The following is a 21,608-nucleotide window of genomic DNA, read 5'->3' on the forward strand; positions in this document are numbered from 1 at the left end:
CTTACCAACACCACGCTAAAAAACAGATCACACTTTTTCGATTCAACACCGAAAGGCTTGTGAGATCAGTAACCGCCTACATCGCCCAAACTGGCGTTAAACCAACGGCCGCAACCAATAACATCAACAATGAAATAGTCAGCTGAAGCTTTTCAGGGGTTTTAACGAATAATAGATGCCAACACCACACCACGATAGCTGAGATTAGCAAAGCAAAGCTAAACAGTAAGGTTGAAATCATTGGCTCTAATTGAGCTTCAGACAGAGAGTAAACATTTACGACCGTCGCCAAAACCACCAGCATGCCGGTTAATACGCCCACAACAGGCAGAACACGGTGAAATGCTTGTAAGCGTGTTCTCGCAATCGTCAGCAGTAAATGACCAAACGCAGACCCCAACAGTGCCACTAGCAGTAAAGTAGTAATAATACCGACGGTAGTTGCTTGCTCAGTCGCTTGAATAGCAACGTATGAAAGCGCCAAACCACACGCAAGGTACATCACCCAAATAGGACCAGAATCACGTGTCTTCTTGGTTTGAACTTGAGAATAGAAATAAAAGATCGCGAACACGATAAGAAACGCTTCAATTCTTAATGAAGCAACAGCAAGCCAAAGCACGCCAATCGCAGGTAACATCTTGTGAATACGGCCACGTTGTCCCGGGCAAATATCCCCTTTTACCAAGATGAGGGTTAAGATCAGTTGGGCTCCTAATAGCGTGGGAGCAAATTGTACTAATAATGATTCGACCATTGTGGATCTACTTCTTCAGACTTATTTTCGCGAATAATATCAAAAACTGCTGCGAACACTAATCAAAATCACAAATTAGCGACGTTATTCAAGGCTTCAACTATGCTGTTGTATGGTTCTTTTGTCAGCATTATCTGCAAAATGGCGAAAGACATCAGAACTAACAGGGGCATGTTCTACTGGCTAGTCTAGGCTCATGCCGCTATAATTCCCGCCTCAAAAATCAGAGGTTGAAATATGTACAGCGATATCACTCCTATTCACGAACACAAAAAATACTGGGCCGAGTGCTACGGAACAGCACCCTTTTTGCCTACCAGTAGAAAGGAGATGGATGCTCTTGGATGGGATAGCTGTGACATTATTATTGTAACTGGTGACGCTTATGTCGATCACCCGAGCTTTGGTATGGCTATCATTGGCCGTTTGCTTGAAGCTCAAGGTTTCCGCGTGGGCATCATTGCCCAACCAAAGTGGGACAGTAAAGATGCCTTTATGGAACTGGGTCGACCTAACCTATTCTTCGGCATCACTGCGGGTAACATGGATTCCATGATCAACCGCTACACCTCTGATCGCAAACTTCGTCACGACGATGCTTACACACCAAACAATGAAGGTGGCAAGCGTCCTGACCGTGCAACTCTGATTTATTCTCAACGTTGTCGTGAAGCTTACAAAGGCACACCAATCGTTCTTGGTGGTATTGAAGCAAGCTTACGTCGCGTTGCGCACTACGACTACTGGTCTGATAAAGTTCGTCGCTCTGTATTGTTTGATGCAAAAGCAGACATTCTTCTTTTCGGTAACGCTGAGCGTGCACTGGTTGAAGTCGCACACCGAATTGCCGACGGCGAAGATATGTCGACGCTGACAAATATTCGCGGTACTGCAATCAACCTGCCTGCAGCGCCTGAAGGTTACAAAATTATCGATTCTTCTCGTATCGAAAAACCGAACAAAGCCTACGTTCCGGTTAACCCGTACGAAGTAGAAACGCAATGCGATACCAAGAAAGATGAAAAAGAAGAAGTAAAGGCGCAGCCAATTACTATTCGTCCTTCTCGTCACGATGCAAAAACAACCGCGGTTCGTATCCCTGGTTTCGAAAAGCTCAATAACGACCGTATTCTTTACGCTCACGCTAGCCGTATTCTGCACCTAGAGACCAACCCGTATTCAGGTCGTGCTCTTATTCAACGTCACGGTGACCGCGAACTATGGGTAAACCAAGCGCCAATTCCTCTTGCAACTGAAGAGATGGATTACGTGTTTGGCCTTGCTTACAAGCGTGTTCCTCACCCTATGTATGGCAAAGCGAAAATTCCTGCATACGACATGATCAAAACCTCGGTTAACATCATGCGTGGTTGTTTTGGTGGTTGTTCTTTCTGTTCAATCACAGAGCACGAAGGTCGTATCATCCAGAACCGTTCGAAAGAATCGATCTTGGATGAAATCGAAGACATTAAAGATAAAGTACCTGGCTTTACCGGTACCATTTCTGACTTGGGTGGCCCAACGGCGAACATGTATCGTCTAGGTTGTTCTGATCCTAAAGCTGAAATTAACTGTCGTCGCCCATCATGTGTGTTCCCTAAAATCTGTGAAAAACTGAACACAGACCACCAGCACACCATTGATCTTTACCGCTCAGCGAGAAAGGTTCCGGGCATCAAGAAAGTAATGATCGCATCAGGCGTTCGTTATGACCTTGCGATTGAATCTCCAGAATACGTACGTGAGCTTGTGACTCACCACGTTGGTGGTTACTTGAAGATTGCTCCAGAGCACACTGAAAAAGGCCCTCTGGATCTGATGATGAAACCGGGCATGGGCACTTACGATCGTTTCAAAGAGATGTTCGAGAAGTACAGCGCTGAAGCCGGTAAGAAACAGTATCTAATTCCTTACTTCATCTCTGCTCACCCGGGCACGGAAGATGAAGACATGCTTAACCTTGCGTTGTGGCTGAAAAAGCATAACTACGAGTGTGACCAAGTACAGAACTTCTACCCATCGCCAATGTGTAATGCGACGTCGATGTACTACTCAGAGACCAACCCTCTGAAGCGCGTGAAATACAAAAAACGTGAAGATGTTCCTGTGCCGAAAGGTGATCGTCAACGTCGTCTGCATAAAGCATTGCTTCGTTACCACGATCCAGAAAACTGGAAGATCATCCGTGAAGCACTGATCAGCATGGGTAAAAAGCACCTAATTGGTGACAAAGCGAACTGCTTAGTGCCTGAAGAAGACTTTGAGGCTCAGACACCGGCACAGCGTCGTAAGTCTGGTCGTCATGGTTCACAACGTTTTGCAACTAAGCACAGTAAAGCTCAACCGGGTCTTGGTGGCGAAAGCCCACGTAACCATTCTAAGCCTGGTGGCAATAAGCCTAAACCGGGTGGTAAGAAGCCAACAGGTAGCCAAAGCAACGGCAATCAGGGCAACGGGAAGCAGAACGGTAATGGTAATAAACCAGCGACTGGCTTCATCAAAAAAGCCCCTGCTAGCCAACAATCGCAAGGCAATGGCGGAGGGAATGGCAAGCCAAACCGTAGCAAAGCGGGTAATGGTCAAGGTGGTAAACCTGCAAGTAACGGAAAGAATCGCCAGCGCGCAACACAGCGTTAATATAGCGAACCCACTTACTTAGTTATCATAAAAACACAAAGCGCAGCTATTTAGCTGCGCTTTTTTGTGTCTGTTACTAATGAACTACCCAAAGGTTTCACTTGGTTATGTGATTACAAGGGATTCTAACGGGTAAAGACCCAATACTGACTAAACAAATAGTTAGTGACCATGCCCACCAAGATACCAACGGCCATTGCGATAAAGACAGCCCCAGTAAATGCAGGAAGCAATTCAGTCATCAGCTTAAAGCACAGCAAATTAGGTATCGCCGATATCGATGCGGAAAACATGAACTTTTGCCACTGAATCAACTTCTCTGACCAACTACCCTGCCCTTTGAAGTCAAAAGTTAGCACTCGATTACCAAACCACGTTGTCGTTGCGGCTGCAATGAAAGATCCTATCCGTGCACTCATCAAAGGCAGCCCAACGGCATAATGCAGTAACGCAAAAACTAAGCAATCAACAACAAACCCACCAATCCCAACCACAGCAAATCGAACTACCTTGTGGTGGGACTGTAACCTCTGACTGTGCGTTTGAAGCTTGTTGTTGAACATTCGTAACCCCGAGTTAACGCTGAACATCGCTGCCACTTTGAATGTGACTCAACGATAGATTTGGCTTGATGCTTGAGCTATGACAGCTGAATAAAGCACGCTTTATTTTCACCGTTGGCTCTAGAATACACGTTAATGCGTTCTCTTTAATCTTGGTTTCCACTTCAGATCTTTTACCAATCAGGTAGAACTTATCAATGCCATCTAGCTGCTCGATATCGAGAAGTTTTTTCGCTTGACCATGACTGTAAAATTGCCCAGAGAATGGTCGTTTACCCACGTAAAAGCTTGGCGCAGAATCCGTAATCTGTTCGAAGATAATACGGTCACTTTTCTCGTTCGCCTTGCCGAGATTCAGGTAGACCATAGCAATCATTAGTAACACAGGTAGAACCAAAGCCACGCTCGAGAACCACTTCTTATCTTTTTCCACTACGAGTATAGCAATCAACAAGCCAAGAGCCGGAATACCTGGCAGGACGTAAGCTGGGAGAATATTGCCCGCCATAGTGAAAAGAATCAGAGGTGAAATCAACCAACAGACAAGAAATGAAAACAAGCCGCGATTTTCAGTATTAATTTCTGCAATTTTCTTACATCGAGCAAATGCCAATATAGGTAATACAATCGACCACGGCGCAGCCGCTTGAAGCCAAAACAGCCAGATCATACCTCTTGCTTGGTCATGGGCAGAACCATATAAATCGCCCTCCCAGCCACTCACAACAAAACGCTTAAAGTGCTCGCCAACAATAAAGTAATCAATAAAGCCCGGTGTTGCCATTTCAGCCATGATGTACCAAGGCAAAGCAATCGCTAGCATCACACCCAAGCCAGACAACAATGGAAAGCGTTGCCAAAGCACTTTGAAAGCGCCAAAGAAGCCATGTTGTAATACTAACCAAGGGAAAACTGCGATACCCATGATCACAATCGCTACTGGCCCTTTTGCAAGCAAGCCTAGTGCTAAGCCAATGAAACCAACATAACCCCAAGATCGATTAGTCTTCGCACTGCCTTCACCTTTCCAACCCTCTCCTCCTAGCCAACACAAGTAGAAGCCTAACATGGCAATGGTCATCGCTAAGGTTAATGCTATGTCTGTCATCACAGCGCCCGCGGCAATAGAGAAAATACCGCATGTCGCCAACACTACCGCGGCAACCAACGCACTTTGCCCAGTTCGCTTCGCCATGTAAGCGGTTAACAAAATTGTCGCTACTCCCGCTAACCAGTGAGGTGCACGAACAGCAAACTCATTCAAACCAAACAGCTCAATACCAATAGCGCTCATCCACGTAAACAATGGTGGCTTACCCCAAAAAGGAATGCCGTAATCAAACTGCGGTGTTAACCAATTCCCAGTTTCGACCATCAAACGAGCCATTTCGCCATAGCGCGCTTCTGTGGTGTCCATTAATGGGTAAGTCGCCAGAGATAAAAGCCTTAGAACCAATGCAAAAGCCAACAAGTACCATAGGTGCGTTCGGTTCAGGCTCATGCTGACTCCTCTAATTTGAAATGTGTTTTTAACGCAGGTGTATCGACCACCGATTGGATCAGATACAAAGGACGATTCTTGGTTTCAATGAAAATACGGCCTATGTATTCCCCCATTAAACCAATACTTAAAAGTTGGATGCCGCCAAGGGCAAGTTGTACGACCATCATTGACGGATAGCCCGTGATTGGCTCACCAAACATGATGGTTTTGAATACGATAACCATGCCATACAAAAAAGCAGTGAGCGCTACTAGGCCACCCAGTACTGTAGCGATGCGCAGCGGGCGAATCGAAAATGAGGTAATTCCATCCATTGCCAACCCAACCAACTTCAAGTAGTTCCACTTAGTCTCACCACAAAAGCGAGCATCGCGCTTAAATTGGATCGTTGCTTGTCTGAAACCTGGCCATGAAAAAATACCCTTCATATAGCGGTTACGTTCTGGAAGTTGATTGATATGATCGACAACTTCTCGGCTTAACAGTCTAAAATCACCCACATTCTCAGGCACGTCAATCTTCGCCGCCACGTTCATAACTTTGTAAAAGCTTGCCGCTGAAAACTTCTTGAACCATGTTTCACCGTCACGCTGGCTGCGCTGCATGTTGACCACGTCATAACCTTCGCGCCACTTAGCGATCATTTGCGGGATAAGCTCGGGTGGATCTTGCAAGTCTGCATCTAACAGGATCACTGCTTGTCCACGACAATGCTCAAGTCCAGCGCTCATGGCTGACTCTTTACCAAAGTTGCGGCTTAAACCAATAACAGAAATTGAGCTATTAATTGAAGTGAATGAACTCACCAAATCCAAGCTGTTGTCTTTACTGCCATCGTCGACATAAACAATCTCGCTCGTGATCGGTAAGCTATCGAGAACCTTAGTGAGGCGAGAGTGAAACTCTTCCAACACCTCTTGTTCATCGTAAAAAGGCACAATGATAGACAAAGAGGCCGCAGGGTTAATCTGCGACGTGGACATTTTAGGGCGGCTTATATGAAGTTTAGACATAACAAACTCTTCTATTTTCTAATCTGGAACTAACTTACTCTCCCATAAGTGAAAGTTATGTTATTGACATATTTTTCACGCTCACTCAGGATAATGTTACTGTCTATTTCTGTATGAGAATCAAAATGAAACGAGTTCTATTAGTCGAAGATAACCGTGAAATTGCAGGTGTCTTGTTTGATTATTTTGAGTGTATTGGAATGGAACTCGATTACGCGGACAACGGTGAACTTGGCCTGCAGCTCGCGTTGGAAAACTCATTTGATATCATCATATTGGATCTAATGTTACCGAGAATGGACGGCCTCACGGTTTGTAATAAGCTGCGAGACCAAGGCAATGCAACACCGATTCTGATGCTGACTGCACTGGATAGCCGCGAAGATATGTTGAAGGGTTTTGAACATGGTGCCGATGATTATCTCACCAAGCCTTTTGATTTGGATATTTTGGAAGCGAGAATGAAAGCACTCGTTCGTCGCTACCGCGGAAAAGTGGCCTCTTCTAAACTTCAGTTCGATGAACTCACCATTGATCAAAAAACCCGTAAAGCTTACCGCCAAGACAAGCTGCTTGCGCTTAACCCAACCACTTACACTATACTTGAGATGCTGTGCCAAAGCGCACCTGATGTGGTAACACGTGAAGCTATCTCATATAAATTATGGGAAGAAAACGAGCCCAACAATGATGTATTGCGCAGTCACATCTATCAATTACGTAACCAACTCGACAAGCCTTTTGACACTCAGATGTTGATTACGGTGCCTAAAGTTGGTTTCCGATTGGAGCCATCGAATTGATTTCAAATGTTCTTACAAGCACAAAAACCCTAACGGGCCGCTTAGCGGTTTTCTTTGGGTTAATGGCATTGATTGTTTCTGCGTTCGTCTACGTTGTGTTTATCACAGCCCTGTACTTGTCGGAAGACCGCGTGGGTGAAAGACGCATCCTTATTGATCGTAACTATGCAGTCGGGTTATTCCAGTCAGGCGAAAGTGGAGAGCTTCGTATTGATGATTTGACTATCGCTTACAACGATCTTTCCTATCTGCCGAAAAAGTATTTAAAGTATATTAAAGGCAAGGAAAATTTCATTGGTGAGGTCGGTGAAGATCCAGAATCTCGCATGGTATATGTAGGCGAGTATACTCATGAAGGTAGAACCCATCCGATTGTTCTGCTTTCTGAGATAGACCGAGTCGAGCTTAGTGTCTTTGAGCTCGTTTATGCCACCACATTTGTATTAGCCCTTCTCTCTATCTTGATTTTTAGTTTTGGTGCGTTGCTCTACAGGCTGTCTAAGCGGCTGATTGAGCCCTTCAACTCCCTGTCTGAACAGCTTGAATCCAATAAGCTCAACCTAAACGAAGAGTTTGGTGTAAATGACGATGCGGCAGTGGAATTTCGTCAGTTGACGGATCAACTCAATCAATATCGTCGAGAGATCAATTCCCTGCTCAAACGTGAACAAGCCTTTGCACGCTATTCTAGCCACGAGTTAAGAACACCGCTAACTGTTGCTCGTGGTGCCAACAAGCTATTACTGAGAAGCGACATGACAGAGTTTCAATCTCGTCAGGTCGAACGTATTGATGACGCGACTGTTCAAATGTCGGAAATGGTCGATGCCTTACTTGGCTTAGTTCGTTATGAAAGAAATAGCGATGATGCACCTCTCCGGTTATTTAGTCAGCAAGAGTTGGAAACAATAGTCTCAAAAAATTCTGTGCAGGCGAGTGAGAAAAAAGTCGGAATCTCTTTACAGGTTCAATCAGAGCCGACTATTCAAGCCACCAGCCCGATCATGAATATGTTGATCGGTAATTTGTTGAGGAATGCAATTGCTGCGACGAATACCGGTACCGTCAACATCATCCTGTCTCAAAGCAACATTGTCATAGAAGACCAAGGTGAAGGTTTACAAGAACAATACAACCCAAATGGTCATGGACTAGGTTTGTTGATTGTCGACGACTTGTGCCAACGCTTCGGTTGGGGCTTTCAATTATTCAATCGCACTTGTGGAGGATGCATCGCAAAAATCACCTTTCAAACAGAGTCATCCTCGTCAATATCAGAGCAAATAAACTCTTAGAGCTGTACTCAATATCCGACGAAAACTTGATTTAGTTGGTTTACAGCACTTGCAGGCTACTAGATACTTGTTAGTCCTATTTGAACTAAAAATGCTGGCTTCTTAGTCAGCATTTTGTCTAAGCGCGATGAAACTAAATAATAGCCCTGTAACTCAACATCAATACAACGACCACACCTTTTTCTTAAAGCGTGACGATCAGCTCCACTCTCACTTTTGCGGCAATAAAGCACGAAAGTTCATGAAGCTACTCGAAGACGAACACCCGAATACGACAACCTTAATCAGCTACGGTTCTGCGCAAGCTAACTCTCTATTCTCACTCGCTGCACTTGCAAAAATTAAAGGCTGGACGCTTGAGTTTTACGTTGACCACCTTCCTCAATGGCTAAAAGAACGTCCAATCGGCAATTACCGTGGAGCTATAGACTTGGGCGCTAAGGTTATTTCAGTCAAAGAGACGGGCTCTGAGCTTCATCCTCAGGAGTATATTGAGCAAATAAGACAGCCAGATTCTCAGTGCATTGTATTGCCTGAAGGTGGACGCTCTCAGCTTTCTGAATACGGCGTGAAGCAACTGGCGATGGAAATACTCAGCTGGACGCGTTTCGAAAACAAACACGATTTCGTGGTCGCACTACCAGCAGGCACCGGCAGTACGGCTCTATATCTGCATAAGCATTTAAAAGTGCACAACATCCCGGTGTTAACCTGTGCGTGTGTTGGCGGCAGCGACTATTTAACGCAGCAATTCAATGAACTTGGCGAATCCGATCACCCACAGATCTTACCGCTCAAAACCAAACACCACTTTGGTAAGTTGTATCAACAGGACTATCAAACCTGGTTGGGTCTACAAGAACAAACGGATATTGAATTCGACCTACTCTACGACCCATTGATGTGGCAATGCCTAGAGCGATGGCAAGAAGACAACCCAACCAAAACCGTCATCTATATCCATCAAGGTGGCATCTTAGGTAATGAGTCGATGTTGCCGCGCTATCAACGTAAGTATCCAGAGATGAGCATTAGCAAAACCAAAACCAACGCATCTTGGTAATTGTTTTCTTTATTCCCCAGTTTAGCTATTCAAGTTTTGGTAAGCTGAGAACATCACAAAACAGCCATCGTACTCCCTCTCGATGGCTATTCATCAGCAATAGCCTCCTGCTATCCCTGCCATACATTTCAAGTTAAAAACAGAAATCTGGCGAGAATCATCGCGTTATCTATACTTTCGATTGGAACGTCAATTGTCATCGAAAGGAATCACGCATGCGAACAATCAATACGCTCGGCCTGTTTTCAGTTTTACTGCCCTTCTCTGCGATTTCAGGAGAAAACATCACTTACCAAGTCGATGGTATGGATTACGAAGGTTATTGGAGTGAGGCCAGTGACCAAGCACCTTTGGTGCTGCTAATTCACGATTGGGATGGCTTAACTGATTACGAAAAGAAACGTTCTGAGATGCTCAACGAACTCGGGTACAACGTGTTCGCCATCGACCTATTTGGTAAAGGCATTCGCCCGACCGAAGTGAAAGACAAAAAACAACACACAGGCGAGTTGTATAAAGACAGAGAAAAAATGCGTGCACTACTTAATGCGGGAGCGATGGAAGCGAAAAGACTTGGTGGTAACTTAGATAACAACGTGATGATGGGTTACTGCTTTGGCGGCGCTGCCGTTTTAGAAGCTGCTCGTGCGGGTATCTCATCAAAAGCTTATGTGACCTTCCATGGTGGTTTATCAACACCGAAAGGCCAAGACTACTCTCAGACCAAAGCCCCTGTGGTCGTGTTCCATGGCACAGCTGATTCTATGATTACAATGGAAGATTTTGGCAGCCTTGCCGCTCAACTTGAAACAACCAAGGTTCCGCATGAAATGACCACCTACAGTGGTGCGCCACATGCCTTTACCGTATTCGGCTCAAACAACTATCAACATGAAGCTGACCAAAAATCGTGGGATAGATTTACCCATGTGCTAGAAACCACCACCAGATAACCTTCGACATCCACTCAGAAAAGTAACCCCATTCTAAAACTTAGAATGGGGTTACTTGCACCATCATTACATCATGTTGTTACAAATAACGATGAATACTCAAGTCATCTGTTTTGATATCACTTGAAGAACCACTGACTATGCCTGCCAAGATCTTCCCTGAACCACACGCCATCGTCCAACCTAATGTTCCATGGCCCGTATTGGTAAATAAGTTCTTAATCGGAGTCTTGCCGATAATAGGCGTGCCATCTGGCGTCATTGGTCTTAGCCCAGTCCAGTATTCAGCCTTTGAAAAATCACCCGCTTGTGGAAAGAGATCTTTGATCACCATATCAATCGTGGCTTTGCGTTTTTCTGGGATTAGGTAGTCAAAACCAGCGAGCTCTGCCGTACCCGCAATACGAATTCGGTCATCAAAACGCGTCATCGCCACCTTGTAGGTTTCATCCATTACAGTAGAGGTTGGTGACTTATCTGCATTCACGATCGGTAGCGTTAGCGAATACCCTTTCACTGGATAGACAGGTATCGACAAATCGACTTGCTTCAACAAGTCTCGAGAATAGCTTCCTGAAGCGACCACGTAAGCGTCCGCTTTGAAGTCACCTTGAGTCGTGGTAATACTTTCAATGGTTTGATTCTGATGATTGAGCTTGACCACTTCAGTATCAAACACGAACTGAACGCCGAGTTGCTTGGCTTTCTCAGTCAAGGTTAAACAGAACTGATGGCAATCACCAGTTTCATCTTGTGGTAAATACAGGCCGCCAACCAGCTTATCTTTCACATCTGATAAACCTGGTTCAATGGATAGGCATTGCTCAACGTCAAACAACGAGTGCTCTATCCCGCTCTCTTGTAGCAACTGCATATCTTGCTGAATGAAATCCAATTGCTTCTCGCTTCGAAACACTTGTAGCGTCCCTTTCTGCCTACCTTCATAAGCCAATTGCTCACTGGTTCTTAGCTCAGTCAGACAATCTCGGCTGTAGTTTGCGACTCTCAACATCCGCGATTTGTTCTGTGCATATTTAGCTTCGTTGCAGTTGGCGAGCATCTTCGTCGCCCAAGAAACTAACTCAGGAGAAAGTGACGGCTTTACTTTGAGAGGGGCATGTTCTTGGGTTAACCATTTCATCGCTTTCAAAGGGATACCAGGCGCCGCCCATGGTGAAGAATAGCCATAAGAAATTTGCCCTGCATTCGCAAAGCTGGTTTCTTTGCCACTGCTATCTTGACGATCAATAACCGTGACCGAGTGACCTTCTTTCGCTAGGTACCAAGCACTGGTCAATCCAATAACACCACTGCCAATTACAATAACTTCCATTCTCTTCCCCTAACGCCCGACAAAGCCAAAACCAGTCGAACGCAGTTGTCAGTCTAAAACTCGTTTCGTTAATGGTTTGTAACTTATTCCGCACATGTTGACTTAACAATAGAGAGAGCGTTGACAAAAACTCAATTCGACTTAAAAACGAATTCGGCAGTTTAGAACTGTGATATTGGCGGTATTTGAGAGCTTGGGAGGGATAGCTACATAAATCTACAATGCCTAGATATTGTAAGCGTCATGACTCAAGAAAGTGGCGTTTTCAAGTAAGAAATCCAACAAGGTTTCGGCCTGTAACGTAAGTGCGCGACCTTTCAAAGATTGAACCTTAACCGTCGCCTTCGATAGCATCTCCAACTCGGTCGCAACCACTTCGATCTGCCCAGACTTGATCTCATCGATCACGGTGAGTTTGGGCATAAAGGTTACGCCCAACCCTGCTGAAACAAAGTTAGTCAGTGCGGTTACCGAATTGGTTTGAAGCTTTGGCTGCAAGGTAAGATGGGAAAATTGTTCGGCCTGCTTTACCAGTCTCCCCATGCCTGTCGAGTTATCGATCAAGGCGAGAGAAGCATCTTTAATATCTCGCAGTGTCACAAGTGCACTTTTCATCGTCAGGGAGTGTCCTTTCGGAGCAATCAATTCCAGCGGATGGCTGCGTTCAACGTGGGAGTGCAGTTTAGGGTGCGGTGCAGATGCATAGGTTATCGCAAAATCTATCTGTTGATCTTCCAACATTTTTACGGCGTCCAATGCCCCAGCAATCTCAATTGATAAGTTGATATCAGGGTATCGAGCCATGAAGGTTTGCATCGGCTTTGACACCAAGTTGGTAATAAACCCTTCACCGATGGCAATGCTGACATTGCCTCCTTTGAGGTTTTTAAGCTTGGTTAGTCGAGCAAGTACTGCGGCCTCTCCACGAACAATGGAACGGTAGTAATTCAGCAGTTCATTACCCGCTTCAGTTAACAGTGATTGGCGGTTGTTGCGCTCCCATACTTTCATTTCCGCTTGCGCTTCTAACTGTGTCAGCATTCTACTCATCGCGGCAGGGTCAACGTTCATCATCTTAGATGCTTTACGTAACGACCCATATTTTGATAACGCGTTTAAGTACTCGAGAGCACGGATATTAAAGTGGTGCATTCAACTTCCTTGTGATTCAACTGACACTGATTCAAGCGTCTCACAAATTTACTGCGAACATGTATCCCAATTTATCAAGAACGTGTTTGCACTTACTAACTTGTGCACCGAGTCACTGCCAAGCCAAAGATTGAAGGAAGATTCATATTAAGAAACTAGGGTTTCTGTCATGGGGTAATGAATTCCTAATAGTTAGATTATTAATAATATTTCGTACTATTAATAATCTAGATTCATACCAAAAGATCAAGCGTTTATCGATGATAAAAACACCAAATATGGTTCATTCTGCGACGCCATTAATAGAGGAAATAACTATAAAGAAATGATTAAAGGAACTGATACTAGGGATGGATGTAGATGACGTGAAATATAGGGGCTCTAAAACGAGAAAACCCCAGCATTTCTGCTAGGGTTTTGAATAGTGGTGGAAGGATGGGGATTTGAACCCCAGATACGCTATAAACGTATACTCGCTTTCCAGGCGAGCGCCTTAAGCCACTCAGCCATCCTTCCACAAATTGTGTGTTGAGCTTGTCACTCAACGAGGCGCTACTTTATTGATTCTGCTTGCTTTGGTCAAGGGGCTTTGTCAAAAAAAGTGCCTTTTTCAGTTTGTTCGATTACAAATTAACTCATTAGATCAAAAACAAACCAAATTTCATTCTTTCGCTGCACTTACGCTTGTTGCTTTTCTTAAGCTTGTTGGTAGTAGCCCGGAACTCGAAACCATTTACGGCACATATCTAGGAAGTAGCCATAAAGTACACCCATACCACACGAGATAACCGCATTACTGGTTACAGCCGTAACGATCTGGTCGCTTGAAGCACCCACCGCCAATAAAATACCGGCATACACAGGCGACTGGAACAACACGTAAGCTAAAAGGTCAGAAATATTTTTCATCAACGAACTTTGTGAAAGCTTTGCACCATTACGTAAAAACCAATCACGAAAAAGACCATAAGGCCAAGCAATAGCAATGTTCACTGGGATAGATAACGTTCGAGAAGCGAGAGACTGCTCAAATGTCATACCAGAAATAAACACTTCTACGATCATGCCTGAAATAAAACAGAAAACGACCATAGCAAATGTATCCGCAGCTGCGTTTCGAATACAAAATGGACCACGAGACTTCATCGACGACAAACCTAAAATATATCACTGCCTATTGAGTGAATTAGCAACATATAAACAAGGTGCATTTACACCCTACCAGATAATGTCGCTATTAAATCATAAGATTAGCAGTCATACATTCCAAATTAAAAATCAAGTTGTAAATTAACAACCAAAAACCTCTTCAAAAGCAGTAGCTTCCACCAAAAAATCAAACCAAGGTCAAATATTAGACAATTCGTCATTTACTTACCGTAATTAAACAACATTTAAGCCATCGGTAGATTTACGGTAATGATATTAATGACATCTTGTGTAGGTAGTGCTCCTGAAGAAACCTGCTCTAGCGCTTTATCGACTTGTTCAGTAAGTTCAGCGTTGTTCATAGGTTCAACGTGGGCACGTAGACTCTCTAGTGCAAATTGAATCAGTTCTAGGTTGTTGTCTTCTAGCGCCACATACAGCGTCACCAATAGCTCTTCGGTGTTATCTTTATTTCGCAGATCAGGTTTAGGCAGTGACTCGCTTTTACTTTTCGAGTCGTGTTTTTTTACATCTTGGCTTTCGAGAGCATCCGCTTTTACTTCATGGTATTGGTAAAGCTTATTTGAATAGCGGAACAAGGCATCATCCAGTTCACGCTCATCAATCGGCTTAGCGATAATGTAGTCCACACCCGCCCCCAGCATACGTTCGCGAGTCTCTTTAAAGACATCAGCCGTACAACCAAATACCAGTACCGATGACACATCACCTATCAAAGCACGAATCGCAGTGGTTGATTCAACGCCATCCATCACAGGCATATGGTTATCCATGAGTACCAAATCAAAGCGCTCGGCAACCACTGCTTGTATTGCAAGTTCACCATTTTCGACGCTCTTACAAGTGAAACCTTTGCTGCTCATGAAGGTTTCAATGATCACCGTATTCGTTCGGTTATCCTCGACAATCAATACTTTTAAGCCTGAGTAGTCCAACTTCTTATGTGGCAAGCTCTCTATCTCGCCAGGCTGGCATGGCTGAATCTTCAAGCGAACATCAAAGCTCGTGCCTATCCCTTCTTCACTGGTGACGGTAATACTGCCATCCATGAGTTGGGCAATTTTCTTCACTATCGCTAAGCCAAGGCCTGTGCCGCCAAAACGCCTTGTTGTGGAAGACTCCGCTTGTTCGAAAGGTTTGAAAATACGCTTTTGAGCCTCCTTAGAAATACCAATTCCGGTGTCGCGAACTCGAATACTAAGATAGGTGTCACTCCCCTCTATGACTTCTTTCAAGTACACCTCGACAAAGCCTCTGGAAGTAAACTTCACCGCGTTGTTCAAAAGATTAAACAAGATTTGTCGTAGACGTGCTTTATCTGAGAAGTACCAACGACCAGAAGGCACCTCAGAATACACTTTGAATTGCAGCCCTTTCTCTGAAGAGAGTGTGTAGTAGACACTGTTGATACTGCCGATGATCGAATCGAGTGGGAAGCGAGTCTCATCAAGATCCAACCTTCCCTGTTCGATCTTCGAAAAGTCTAAGATTTCGTTGAGTAAGGTCATCATGTGATCACCTGACTCATACAAACTCTTAAGATGCTTCTCTTGTTCAGAATTTAGAGGCGTTTTTAATAGGATCTGAGCAGTACCCAATACCCCATTCATAGGGGTACGAATTTCATGTGACAGGGTCGCAAGAAAAGAAGTTTTAGCATTGGTGGATGCCTGAGCTTTAACCTTTTCCGCTTCAAGATAAATGGTCTTTTCGTTGAACGTTTTAATCAAGTGACCAATTTCGTCTTCACTTGAGTAGTCAACATCTATGATTTCGCCTGCTTTCGAGCTATCTAGCTGTGCGGCAATCGTTGTAATTGGGCTAATCAAATAACGGTTCAATAAGTAGTAGCCCGCCATCACACAAAGTAGCAATAGCGGAACAATACCGCCCTCAATACTCATCACCTGACGAAATACTTCGTCTGCTACACGTGACTTAGAATTAACCACATCCACTTGCCAACCGAAATCACCAAATTGATTGCTACTGATGTAGATCCCTTCAACGAGATTGAAGTTATGCGAAACCAACACTTGATTGAGTTTATCTCTGAGCATAATGCCAAGATTGTATTCTTCGGCGTGGTTCTTGATAAAGCCTAGCAACTCTTCAAGTGAGAGATCCACCGTCGCAACGCCAGCAAAAATGCCGTCGTAATAATAAGGCGATGAAGCGGTAATCATTCGAACGTGTGTGTATGGGTCGATATACACATCGCTCCAAGAGATCGTTCCTTGTTTTTCGTTGACTACAGAGGTGTACCAATACTCTTCTTGATAAGGGGTGTTTTTAGGATTGTTGTAAGAAAACAGCTGATCAATTTGCCCATCGTCGGCTTTGTTGAAAAAGTGGCTGTTAAGAAGTTTTTTAGGGTCAAGCGTATAAGGTTCAGGCCAAATTCCAGCACTGACGATCGTATCGTCGCTCGCCGCCAACATGAACTTAAAGAGCGGAATAACATCATCACCGTTACGATGCGCTTGAGCAAAGCCAACTAGACTATCAACAAAGCCTTGAGAGCTGCTGAGCGGCTCTGTAATCAATGCGGATAAAAGTTGCGTACGCAAGTCGAGGTTTTGTTGTAATTTGGCGCGCACAGGGGATTCTACGACGTAATACGTCACACTACCGACAATGGCAATAAACATCGCAAGGTATAACCCAAGCGCTACCATACTTTTTTTCTTTAAAGACGACCGTATCTGCATAATTCTTTTATTGTTTTCTTTTCTGTTAAACCTAGTGTTTATCATCCATGACATCAAGCCTTTTTAGATTGAAGCTTGATTGGCACAAGTTCATTGGTACTATAAGCGCAAATATGTTCCCTTTTACGGTACCTCACTTTGACTTTACAAGATATTCTTGCGCTTCCAGAGTTGGAAGGAAAGCTAATCACAGAACACAAAACAATGGGTTTTGTCACTGCAATGGCAGCGGCACCTAATGTGTTAACCCCTCATGAGTGGCTACCGTTCTTATGGGGTGGCGAAGAAGTCGCGCCTTTTACGGATGGCGAGCAGCTAGAGAGCTACATTGAAGTTATCATCACGCTTTGGAATAAAACACGTCCTGAGCTAATTGAAGGAACGTGGGTTTGGCCTGAAGCTTGCCAATTGGATGATGCAGAAGTGGTGAATACCGCAGCTCGCGATTTCTGTGAAGGCTTACTTCAAGGCTGGCAGATCGCCCGTGATGACTGGGAAACATTGATGCCTGAAGAAAGCGAAGACAACGCACTCGTGGGCGGTGTGTTGCTTTCACTGAGCATGCTTTACGATCCAGAAACGTCAATTGCGACACTTGCAGAGCAAGGCATCGAAGGCCTAGAGCAATTCGAAGAGATCTTCAACGCGGTTCCTGTAATGCTTTGCGGATTAACGCAGCGTGGTATTGCACTGGCTGAAGCTCAATAAAAGTTAGCTTTATACATACCCAAAAGGCCTCACAATGAGGCCTTTTTTCGTTGTTGGACGAGATCAAAATTGTAGCTCTAGAAGCCTTTCCAATCGAAGTCATCAATTCGCTCGTCGGCGATATAAAATAGTTTAGTACCGCTGCTGACCACTTGATCGAGTTCTGGGTTAAGTTCAATACCACTACCCGTATCAATCGCGATCAACGTTGCTTGATACTTCTCTTTGAATACAGAGAAAATAGGCGCAACGGTGACAGACTCAGCATTTTCAGGGAAGTACGTTGAATACTGTGTCATGCCTCTTGTGGAACTTAATAGCTCTTGGTGAAGCGCACTAGAACCAGGGTCGACAGCAGCTTTGGCCAGCATTTCCGCACCCACAGCAGGAATACACTCTGAGTTAGGGCAATGTTTATGTAGCAGGTCGCTCAGCGCTTCATCTTTAAAATAAACCAGTAAGTGAGCTTTCGGATTTCGGTTAGCACAGTAAAGTGCTGCAGACAGGGTGATGTCGTCTTCTGGGTTATCAATCAGGATGCAACTCGCAGACTCAATACCCGTTTTCTCCATCTCTTTTCCATCGGTGTAGCTGTTTACTTTGACGAAATTGATTTCACCGGGTAACGGGTTTTCGATATCTGAACGAGTACATAATACGATTGGTCGCTTACCCGTTTCTTCGTGTTGCAGCATGCGGATGAGGTGAATAGTTCTTTGTTCATTCCACCCCAACATCAAAATGTGGTTGTCCACTCTAACTCTCCTTTTCCCTAGCAAGCCCGCTCGCCAATATTCAACACCTTCTGTTGCCACTTTACCGAGTAATGCGGCAAAAAGGCTTAGTCCACCCGGAATCACAAATAGAATGACTATCCACTGCCCCGCAGCTGTGGTCGGTGACAAATCACCATAACCAACTGTAGAAGCCGTCACCACCAAGTAGTAAGCAAATACGGTAACCGAACTGGTTAAATCTGTTTCACCCGCCAAATACAGCATCGACCACGATAGAACTATGTAGCCAAGAAAAGTGAACAGTAAGTTTTTGCCATTCAAAACAAAGATGTTTGCTTTGATCCAGCGTTTGAGTTGTAACCAGATTATCATTCGAGCCTCTAATCCATTTCTCTTAGTTACATGCTAGAAAAAATACGCGATATCAACAAGATGTATCATCAGAAAAAGATACATGACCACAAGATTGATATGGTCGCCCTATACTCAGGTACAAAAAAACCAGCACTATTGGCTGGTTTTTCGTACGTTAGATAAAAGAACGGCTTACGCGTTACCTTTTACCTGCACATTTAACTGCTCTGCAAAATCTAGCATACGGTTCAATGGAATAAGAGACTTAACGCGTAATTCGTCAGAAACGAAGATTTCGTGTTGCTCACCACCATGCTCAAGTGCATTTTCAATCGCTTCAAGGCCATTCATAGCCATCCAAGGACAGTGTGCGCAGCTGCGACAAGTTGCACCAGCACCCGCAGTCGGCGCTTCAATCAGCTCTTTTTCAGGAACCAATTGCTGCATCTTAAAGAAGATACCTTTGTCTGTCGCGACAATCATCTGTGGATGAGGCAGCTCTTTCGCTTTCTTGATCAGTTGGCTTGTTGAACCCACAGCATCAGCCAGCTCAACCACGCTTGCTGGTGATTCTGGGTGAACCAAAATAGCGGCTTCTGGATATACCGATTTCATTTTCTTCAGAGCATCAGCTGAGAACTCATCATGAACGATACACTCACCTTGCCAAAGCAACATGTCAGCACCAGTTTGATTTGCAATGTAAGAACCTAGGTGGCGGTCTGGCCCCCAAATAATGGGTTTGCCTTCAGCATCTAAGCTTTCAACAATTTCTAAAGCGATGCTCGACGTAACGACCCAATCTGCACGTGCTTTAACAGCCGCAGAGGTGTTCGCGTATACAACCACTGTGTGGTCGGGGTGAGCATCACAAAATTCTGTAAACTTATCCGCAGGACAGCCAAGATCAAGTGAACATTCAGCTTCAAGCGTTGGCATTAAAATGCGTTTTTCAGGGGTAAGGATCTTTGCAGACTCACCCATAAAACGAACACCAGCGATGATCAAAGTGCTTGCTGAATGACGGTTACCAAACTTAGCCATTTCTAATGAATCGCCAACGAAACCACCAGTTTCTTCTGCCAGAGCCTGAATTTCAGGATCGGTGTAGTAGTGTGCAATTAGAACTGCATCTTTTTCTTGAAGTAGTTTTTTGATGTTTGCGATGTGGGCCTGTTTCTGAGCGTCGCTCAATGGAACTGGCTTAGGCGGAAACGGGTAAACTGTATCGATTTTATCTAGTATATGACTCATTGCTCTTGCTCTACGCAACTTCTTCCGAGGATTAGAGTATTCTACACAGGACAGCGATGAGGATCAAAAAGGATTGGTTGCAAGTAGTGACTAGCTAATGCTTAAAACGCATAAACAAGGCGATGTGTTGGCATCATAAAGAAGATAAGTAGACACCAAACGGGAGTGATCAGGTATAAAAAAGAGGTACCTGAGCACCCCTATTTTGTTTTACAAGTGGGTTTTAGCCACTTTAGCCGAAGCACTGTTTGGGTACTCGGTAACGACTTGTTGGTAATATTTCTTAGCTTGCGCCGCATTGTTGTTGCGTGCAGCTATGTCACCAAGCTTAACCAGTGCATCTGCTCGCTTATTTGAGTCTTTGTATGACACAACAGCGGCAAAGCTCTTCACGGCTTCTTTATCTTGCTTCTTAGCAAAATAAAGCTGACCTAACCAGTAGTGTGAGTTAGGTGTGAAGGTTGAATCTGGGAAGTCTTTTTGAAACTTTTGAAATGCTGCGATAGCACCCGTGTAGTCTCGTTGCTTTAGAATCATATCTACAGCGTTTTGATAAGCGGTTTGCTCATCCACATCAGTACTGAACGTACCAGAAGCGTCTTTAGAGCCTTCGCTCGCTGCTACTGCTACCGTTGCCGTTCCTGCTGCTTTCACCTCGCCTCTCACACGATCCAGTTCAATGAACAGTTCGCGTTGGCGCTCTAGCATTTGCTTCATATCGTAGCTGTTTCGTTCCAGCTCACCACGAAGTTCACTGATCTCCAGTGCCATGTCGTCGATTTGCTGTTGCATTTGAAGCTGAACGAGATTGCGATTTTGAAGCAGGCGCTCTAAACGCTCAATATCTGATTCGTTAGATGCAGATGCTGCTCGAGAGGAAGATGATGAATTGGTTGCGGTGCTATTGAGATCGGATACTGGAGCTGGTGCAGCGAACGTAGTGTTCGCTGCACTTGCCAGTAACGAAAGCAAAATGACTCGCTTTGTGTTACTGAACATGAGGCAATTCCTCAATTATATAGTCTACTAAAATTAGTAAACTAGTACTGCGCGACGGTTTTTAGCGTACACATCTTCAGATTGACCTAGAAGAAGTGGCTTCTCTTCACCGTAGCTTACGATAGAGATTTGGTCTGCTTGAACACCTAGAGCTTGTAGGTATTTCGCTACAGCTTGTGCACGACGCTCGCCAAGTGCGATGTTGTACTCAGGAGTACCGCGTTCGTCAGCGTGACCTTCGATAGTAACGTTCATGTCAACGTTGTTGCTTAGGTAAGCTGCGTGAGCTGCTAGAATTTCTTCGTAGTCGCCAGCGATAGTAGAGTTATCGAATGCAAAGTAGATTGTTTGAGTTTCGCGTAGCGCTTGCTCTTTAAGCTCTTGCTCAGACAGTTGAGCGTTAGCATCAATTGGCGTTACAACAGTTGTGTCTACGGTGCCTTCTGAACCTGAAGTTGTTTGGTTGCTTTCAGTACCTGAAGTTGCAGATGTTGCTTCATCAGTTGAGCTACATGCCGTTACTGCCATCACTGGTAGTGCAATCATCAAGCCTTTAAGAACTTTGTTAAGTTGCATCTTTTTTTCCTTACGTTATCAAACTT

The 21,608-nt window shown here is 44.5% G+C and carries 18 protein-coding genes and 1 tRNA gene; 6 read left to right on the forward strand and 13 right to left on the reverse strand.

Going from position 1 to position 21,608, the window contains the following annotated elements:
- Window positions 1-76: 76 nt before the first annotated feature.
- A complete protein-coding gene (locus tag M4S28_RS11720) occupies window positions 77-757 on the reverse strand; it encodes an HI_1241 family integral membrane domain (protein WP_249631855.1) in 681 nt (226 codons plus the stop codon).
- A 237-nt stretch (window positions 758-994) separates the two neighbouring features.
- On the opposite strand from M4S28_RS11720, the gene M4S28_RS11725 reads away from it, so the two are divergent.
- Entirely contained in the window at window positions 995-3,394 is a 2,400-nt protein-coding gene (locus tag M4S28_RS11725; RefSeq protein ID WP_081276268.1) for a YgiQ family radical SAM protein, read from the forward strand.
- A 125-nt stretch (window positions 3,395-3,519) separates the two neighbouring features.
- Here M4S28_RS11725 and M4S28_RS11730 read toward each other — a convergent pair whose 3' ends face one another.
- Genes M4S28_RS11730 through M4S28_RS11740 form a run of 3 tightly spaced genes read right to left on the reverse strand, consistent with a single transcriptional unit; the run spans window position 3,520 to window position 6,474 of the window.
- Window positions 3,520-3,984, reverse strand: coding sequence for a GtrA family protein (locus M4S28_RS11730; RefSeq protein WP_017078199.1), 465 nt, complete (start codon window positions 3,982-3,984; stop codon window positions 3,520-3,522).
- Window positions 3,971-5,458: an ArnT family glycosyltransferase gene (locus M4S28_RS11735; RefSeq protein ID WP_249631856.1), complete on the reverse strand. Its 1,488-nt coding sequence runs from the start codon at window positions 5,456-5,458 to the stop codon at window positions 3,971-3,973. Before M4S28_RS11735 ends, M4S28_RS11730 begins: the two co-directional genes overlap by 14 nt.
- Window positions 5,455-6,474: a glycosyltransferase family 2 protein gene (locus M4S28_RS11740; RefSeq protein ID WP_249631857.1), complete on the reverse strand. Its 1,020-nt coding sequence runs from the start codon at window positions 6,472-6,474 to the stop codon at window positions 5,455-5,457. Before M4S28_RS11740 ends, M4S28_RS11735 begins: the two co-directional genes overlap by 4 nt.
- 125 nt (window positions 6,475-6,599) lie before the next feature.
- Between M4S28_RS11740 and M4S28_RS11745 the strand changes: the two genes are divergently transcribed.
- From M4S28_RS11745 to M4S28_RS11760, 4 genes are all read left to right on the forward strand, one after another.
- Window positions 6,600-7,277, forward strand: coding sequence for a response regulator transcription factor (locus tag M4S28_RS11745; protein ID WP_249631858.1), 678 nt, complete (start codon window positions 6,600-6,602; stop codon window positions 7,275-7,277).
- Window positions 7,274-8,572 (forward strand): sensor histidine kinase, encoded by a 1,299-nt coding sequence (locus tag M4S28_RS11750; protein WP_249631859.1) that lies wholly within the window; start codon window positions 7,274-7,276, stop codon window positions 8,570-8,572. Before M4S28_RS11745 ends, M4S28_RS11750 begins: the two co-directional genes overlap by 4 nt.
- Before the next feature lie 127 nt (window positions 8,573-8,699).
- The gene (locus M4S28_RS11755; protein WP_102456086.1) at window positions 8,700-9,635 is read left to right on the forward strand and encodes a pyridoxal-phosphate dependent enzyme; all 936 of its coding nucleotides are present in this window, start codon (window positions 8,700-8,702) and stop codon (window positions 9,633-9,635) included.
- Window positions 9,636-9,850: 215 nt separating this feature from the next.
- On the forward strand, window positions 9,851-10,588 hold the full coding sequence (locus M4S28_RS11760; protein ID WP_249631860.1) for a dienelactone hydrolase family protein: 738 nt from the start codon (window positions 9,851-9,853) through the stop codon (window positions 10,586-10,588).
- 79 nt (window positions 10,589-10,667) lie between these two features.
- On the opposite strand, the gene M4S28_RS11765 is transcribed toward M4S28_RS11760, so the two are convergent.
- From M4S28_RS11765 to M4S28_RS11785, 5 genes are all read right to left on the reverse strand, one after another.
- Window positions 10,668-11,921 carry a D-amino acid dehydrogenase gene (locus M4S28_RS11765; RefSeq protein ID WP_249631861.1) on the reverse strand — a complete coding sequence of 418 codons (1,254 nt, stop codon included), beginning with the start codon at window positions 11,919-11,921 and terminating at the stop codon, window positions 10,668-10,670.
- 225 nt (window positions 11,922-12,146) lie between these two features.
- Window positions 12,147-13,073, reverse strand: coding sequence for a LysR family transcriptional regulator (locus tag M4S28_RS11770; protein ID WP_249631862.1), 927 nt, complete (start codon window positions 13,071-13,073; stop codon window positions 12,147-12,149).
- A 425-nt stretch (window positions 13,074-13,498) separates the two neighbouring features.
- Window positions 13,499-13,589 (reverse strand) — tRNA-Ser (locus M4S28_RS11775).
- 180 nt (window positions 13,590-13,769) lie between these two features.
- Entirely contained in the window at window positions 13,770-14,219 is a 450-nt protein-coding gene (locus M4S28_RS11780) for an L-alanine exporter AlaE (protein WP_004736492.1), read from the reverse strand.
- A 248-nt stretch (window positions 14,220-14,467) separates the two neighbouring features.
- A complete protein-coding gene (locus M4S28_RS11785; protein ID WP_445329532.1) occupies window positions 14,468-16,954 on the reverse strand; it encodes a hybrid sensor histidine kinase/response regulator in 2,487 nt (828 codons plus the stop codon).
- Between the two features lie 138 nt (window positions 16,955-17,092).
- Here M4S28_RS11785 and M4S28_RS11790 point away from each other — a divergent pair, with 138 nt between their 5' ends.
- On the forward strand, window positions 17,093-17,662 hold the full coding sequence (locus M4S28_RS11790) for a UPF0149 family protein (protein ID WP_017083925.1): 570 nt from the start codon (window positions 17,093-17,095) through the stop codon (window positions 17,660-17,662).
- Window positions 17,663-17,739: 77 nt separating this feature from the next.
- Here the strand turns inward: M4S28_RS11790 and M4S28_RS11795 are convergent, their stop codons facing one another.
- The 4 genes from M4S28_RS11795 to pal form a co-directional block, all read right to left on the reverse strand.
- The gene (locus M4S28_RS11795; protein WP_102548634.1) at window positions 17,740-18,771 is read right to left on the reverse strand and encodes a potassium channel family protein; all 1,032 of its coding nucleotides are present in this window, start codon (window positions 18,769-18,771) and stop codon (window positions 17,740-17,742) included.
- 174 nt (window positions 18,772-18,945) lie between these two features.
- Window positions 18,946-20,007, reverse strand: coding sequence for a quinolinate synthase NadA (nadA, locus tag M4S28_RS11800; RefSeq protein ID WP_004736488.1), 1,062 nt, complete (start codon window positions 20,005-20,007; stop codon window positions 18,946-18,948).
- 210 nt (window positions 20,008-20,217) lie between these two features.
- Window positions 20,218-21,006 carry a tol-pal system protein YbgF gene (gene ybgF, locus M4S28_RS11805; protein WP_004736487.1) on the reverse strand — a complete coding sequence of 263 codons (789 nt, stop codon included), beginning with the start codon at window positions 21,004-21,006 and terminating at the stop codon, window positions 20,218-20,220.
- Window positions 21,007-21,039: 33 nt separating this feature from the next.
- On the reverse strand, window positions 21,040-21,582 hold the full coding sequence (gene pal, locus M4S28_RS11810; protein ID WP_102567194.1) for a peptidoglycan-associated lipoprotein Pal: 543 nt from the start codon (window positions 21,580-21,582) through the stop codon (window positions 21,040-21,042).
- Window positions 21,583-21,608 lie beyond the last annotated feature (26 nt).

Source organism: Vibrio sp. J383, from assembly GCF_023503985.1.
GTDB lineage: Bacteria > Pseudomonadota > Gammaproteobacteria > Enterobacterales > Vibrionaceae > Vibrio > Vibrio splendidus.